At 64.2% G+C, this 4,664-nt stretch carries 4 protein-coding genes and 1 tRNA gene; all 5 read left to right on the forward strand.

What is annotated here, in order from left to right; genetic code table 11:
• Positions 1-688: DNA-3-methyladenine glycosylase family protein (locus tag L995_RS20440; protein WP_047473327.1), on the forward strand; the 688-nt coding region annotated here is incomplete at its 5' end.
• 83 nt (positions 689-771) lie between these two features.
• Positions 772-1,749: an acetyl-CoA carboxylase carboxyltransferase subunit alpha gene (locus tag L995_RS20445; RefSeq protein WP_016450532.1), complete on the forward strand. Its 978-nt coding sequence runs from the start codon at positions 772-774 to the stop codon at positions 1,747-1,749.
• A gap of 108 nt (positions 1,750-1,857) precedes the next feature.
• Positions 1,858-2,889 (forward strand): tRNA lysidine(34) synthetase TilS, encoded by a 1,032-nt coding sequence (gene tilS / locus L995_RS20450; protein ID WP_047473328.1) that lies wholly within the window; start codon positions 1,858-1,860, stop codon positions 2,887-2,889.
• Positions 2,890-3,065: 176 nt separating this feature from the next.
• Positions 3,066-4,331 carry an aspartate kinase gene (locus tag L995_RS20455; protein ID WP_016450530.1) on the forward strand — a complete coding sequence of 422 codons (1,266 nt, stop codon included), beginning with the start codon at positions 3,066-3,068 and terminating at the stop codon, positions 4,329-4,331.
• A 53-nt stretch (positions 4,332-4,384) separates the two neighbouring features.
• A tRNA-Ser gene (locus tag L995_RS20460) sits at positions 4,385-4,477 on the forward strand.
• The last annotated feature ends 187 nt before the right edge of the window (positions 4,478-4,664 follow it).

Below are 4,664 nucleotides of genomic sequence, written 5' to 3' on the forward strand. Positions count from 1 at the left end.
CTCGCCGCCTGCCGCCGCAGCGGCCGCTGCCGCCACGCCCAAGGCCAAGATATCGCTGCCCGCGCCGCCCGAAGGCGCGCCTGCCTACTGGGCCGAGGCCTGCCGCCAGCTCGTGCGCCGCGACCGCGTGATGAAGCGCCTGATCCCGCGCTTTGCCCACCTGGCCCTGCAGCCCGGTGGCGATGCCTTTGCCACGCTGGCGCGCTCCATCGTGGGCCAGCAGATCTCGATGAAGGCCGCGCAGACGCTGTGGAACAAGTTCGCACGCCTGCCTGCGCGGATGGCGCCTGACCTGGTGCTCAAGCTCAAGGTGGACGACATGCGCGCCGTGGGCCTGTCCGCCCGCAAGGTGGACTACCTGGTGGACCTGGCCATGCATTTCACCGAGCACCGCCTGCACCAGGACGACTGGCAGGGCATGAGCGACGAAGCCATCGTGGCCGAGCTCATGTCCATCCGCGGCGTGGGCCGGTGGACGGCCGAGATGTTCCTCATCTTCTACCTGCAGCGGCCCAATGTGCTGCCGCTGGACGATGCAGGCCTGATCTCGGGCATCAGCCAGAACTATTTTTCAGGCGACCCCGTCAGCCGCAGCGAGGCGCGCGAGGTTGCCGAGGCCTGGAAGCCGTGGTGCACCGTGGCGACTTGGTATATTTGGCGCTCGCTCGAGACGCAGCCTGCCGCCTGAAGACAAACCGATCACACCCGATCAACCCCCGTTTTCCGGTCGGAACGCATGCACCGTGCCTGGCTGGGACAAGGAGAAACAAGTTGGCGAAAAAGAACTTTCTGGATTTTGAGCAGCCCATCGCCGAGCTCGAATCCAAAATCGAGGAACTGCGCTACGTGCAGACCGAAAGCGCAGTCGACATCTCGGAAGAGATCGAGCAGCTCAGCAAAAAGAGCCTGCAGCTGACCAAGGACATCTACAGCGACCTCTCGCCCTGGCAGATCACCAAGATCGCGCGCCATACCGAGCGTCCCTACACGCTGGACTATGTGCGCGACTGCTTCACCGACTTCATCGAGATGCACGGGGACCGGCACTTTGCCGACGACCAGTCCATCGTGGGCGGGCTGGCGCGCTTCAATGGCATGTCCTGCATGGTCATCGGCCACCAGAAGGGCCGCGACACCAAGGAGCGCACGCTGCGCAACTTCGGCATGACGCGCCCCGAGGGCTACCGCAAGGCCCTGCGTCTCATGAAGACGGCCGAGAAGTTCGGCCTGCCGGTCTTCACCTTCGTGGACACGCCCGGCGCTTTCCCCGGCATCGAGGCCGAGGAGCGCGGCCAGTCCGAAGCCATCGGCCGCAACATCTACGAAATGGCACAGCTGCAGACCCCCATCATCACCACCGTCATCGGTGAAGGCGGCTCGGGCGGCGCACTGGCCATTGCCGTTGCCGACCAGGTGCTGATGCTGCAATACGCCGTCTACTCCGTGATCAGCCCGGAAGGCTGCGCCTCCATCCTCTGGAAGACCGGCGAGAAGGCCCAGGACGCGGCCGATGCCATGGGCATCACGGCCCACCGCCTCAAGGCTTTGGGCCTGGTGGACAAGATCGTCAACGAGCCCGTGGGCGGCGCCCACCGCGACCCCAAGCAAATGGCCGCCTTCCTCAAGCGTGCGCTTGGCGATGCCTACCGCCAGCTGGCCGACCTCAAGCCCAAGGAACTGCAGGACCGCCGCTACGAGCGCCTGCAAAGCTACGGCCGTTTCGCCGATACCAAGGCAGACAATCGCTGAAGGCCAGCGCCACGCTCTGGCACACTGAACGGCTCCCCCTGGGAGCCGTTTTCTTTTTGCGCCGGGACTCGGCCTGAGTCCTGCCATACCTGATCCAAGCCTGTGGAAATGCCGATCACCGACCTGCCGCAGAACCTGCCGGACACCTCATCAGACGCCGCGTCAGACGTCGCGTCAGGCGCCGCCTTGGGTGCTGCCATCCAGCGCTTTGCGCCACCGCTGCCGCTGGCCGTTGCCTTCAGCGGCGGAGCGGACTCCACTGCGTTGCTGCTGGCCTGCGTCGAGCGCTGGCCGGGCCAGGTCGTCGCCATCCATGTGCACCACGGTTTGCAGTCGGCCGCCGATGCCTTTGTGCTCCAGTGTGAAAAAACCTGTGCGCAGCATGCCGTCCCCTTGAAGATCTGCCGCGTGGATGCGCGCCACGCGCCGGGCCAAAGCCCTGAGGATGCGGCGCGTCAGTTGCGCTACGCCACGTTGATCAAGGCCGCCACCGAGCCCTGGCCTGCGCAGGGCGGTGTGCCCATGCCTGCCGTTCGCAGCCTGGCCCTGGCGCAGCATGCCGACGATCAGGTCGAGACGCTGCTGCTGGCACTGTCGCGCGGCGCCGGCGTTGCGGGGCTGGCCGCCATGCCGGCGCAGTGGAGCAGGGCGGGACTTGCGTGGTATCGACCGCTGCTTGATCTGCCTGGCCAGGTATTGCGGGACTGGCTTGCTGCGCGCGGCCAGGAGTGGGTGGAAGACCCTTCCAATGCCGATGCCCGCTACACCCGCAATCGCATCCGCGCCCAGTTGCTGCCGGCGTTGCGCCAGGCCTTCCCCCAGTTTCGCGCCACCTTTGCGCGCAGCAGCCGGCATTGCGCCGAAGCGGCCGAGCTCCTGCAGGAGATGGCCCAGGCCGACCTGGGTGCGGTGGGCAACCCGCCCCGCATCGCCGCATTGCAGGCGCTGAGCCCGGCGCGCCAGGCCAATGTGCTGCGCCACTGGCTGCGCAGCGTGCATGCCACCACCCCGAGCGCCGCGCAGCTCGATCAACTGCTCGCGCAGGTCGGCGTTTGCCGTACGCGAGGCCACCGCATCCATCTCAAGATGGGCAGGGGTTTTGTGCGGCGCCTGGGGTCAGTGCTCGATTGGTACAATTGACAGGTTTTGGTCCAACTTTGCACGAAAACCGGCGGCGCGCCAAAACCAAATGGCTTGCGCAAGACGGGTCTGGACGGACATTTCGCTACATGCGCAGTCCTCTTGAGCACCTGGCTTGCACAAGCACCCCCTGTCGTACAGCGCCGTGCCTAGCAGTTTCGTCACCCTGATATCCAATGGCACTGATCGTTCATAAATACGGCGGCACCTCGATGGGCTCGACAGAGCGCATCCGCAACGTTGCCAAGCGCGTGGCCAAGTGGGCTAGGGCCGGTCACCAGATGGTGGTCGTCCCCAGCGCCATGAGTGGCGAAACCAACCGTCTGCTGGGCCTGGCCAGCGAGCTGGCTCCCAGCTCGGCCAAAACGGCGTACTACCGTGAACTCGACATGCTCGCCTCCACGGGCGAGCAGGCGTCGTCGGCACTGCTGGCCATTGCGCTGCAGGCCGAAGGCCTGGAAGCCATCAGCTTCTCGGGCTGGCAGGTTCCCGTGCGCACGGACAGCAGCTTCACCAAGGCGCGCATCGAGTCCATCGATGACAAGCGCGTTCGCGCCGAACTCGACGCTGGCCGCGTGGTCATCATCACCGGCTTCCAGGGTATTGATCCCAACGGTCACGTCACCACGCTCGGCCGTGGCGGCTCCGACACCTCGGCTGTGGCCGTGGCTGCGGCGCTGAAGGCGGCCGAATGCCTGATCTACACCGACGTGGACGGCGTCTACACCACCGACCCGCGCGTGGTGCAGGCTGCCAAGCGCCTGAACACCGTGAGCTTCGAGGAAATGCTGGAGATGGCCAGCCTCGGCTCCAAGGTGCTGCAGATCCGCTCCGTGGAATTTGCCGGCAAGTACAAGGTGCCCATGCGTGTGCTCTCCAGCTTCACGCCCTGGGACATCGACCTGGAGGAAGAGTCCACCTCCGGCACGCTGATTACTTTTGAGGAAGACGAAAAAATGGAAAAGGCCGTCGTATCCGGCATCGCATTCAACCGCGGCGAAGCCAAGATCTCCGTTCTCGGCGTGCCCGACACCCCCGGCATCGCCTACGGCATCCTGGGCCCGGTGGCCGACGCCAACATCGAAGTCGATGTGATCATCCAGAACATCAGCAAGGAAGGCAAAACCGACTTCAGCTTCACCGTCAGCCAGGGCGACTACCAGCGCGCCATGGAACTGCTGCGTGACAAGGTCGTGCCTGCCCTGGGTGCCTCCGAAGTCGTCGGCAATCCCAACATCGCCAAGGTCAGCATCGTCGGCATCGGCATGCGCAGCCATGTGGGCGTGGCCTCCACCATGTTCCGTGCGCTGAGCCAGGAAGGTGTGAACATCCAGATGATCTCCACCTCCGAGATCAAGACCTCCGTCGTCATCGACGAGAAGTACCTGGAGCTGGCCGTGCGCGCGCTGCACACCGCCTTCGGCCTCGACAAGACGGAATAAAATCGATGTTTTGCCGAAACCGGCAAAAAAGCACGTTACAATAACGTCATTCCGGAAACGTGACCGAGTGGCCGAAGGTGCTCCCCTGCTAAGGGAGTATGGGGTGTAGAGCCTCATCGAGGGTTCGAATCCCTCCGTTTCCGCCAGAATCAAAAAGCCACCCGCAAGGGTGGCTTTTTTTATGAGAGGGTTGCTTCGGTGGCCTGATCGGGCGGCTGGGGCTGATGCTCTGGTTGCGGTGGCGAAGTTCTTCTTGTTGGCTTGTTGAAAAAACGTGCTACAATGCAAGGCTCTGCTAAAGAGAGCGATGCAGATCGCTGGTGTTGAAAAGAT

It is taken from the genome of Delftia sp. ZNC0008, assembly GCF_000799035.1.
GTDB classification, from domain to species: Bacteria; Pseudomonadota; Gammaproteobacteria; order Burkholderiales; family Burkholderiaceae_C; genus Comamonas; species Comamonas tsuruhatensis.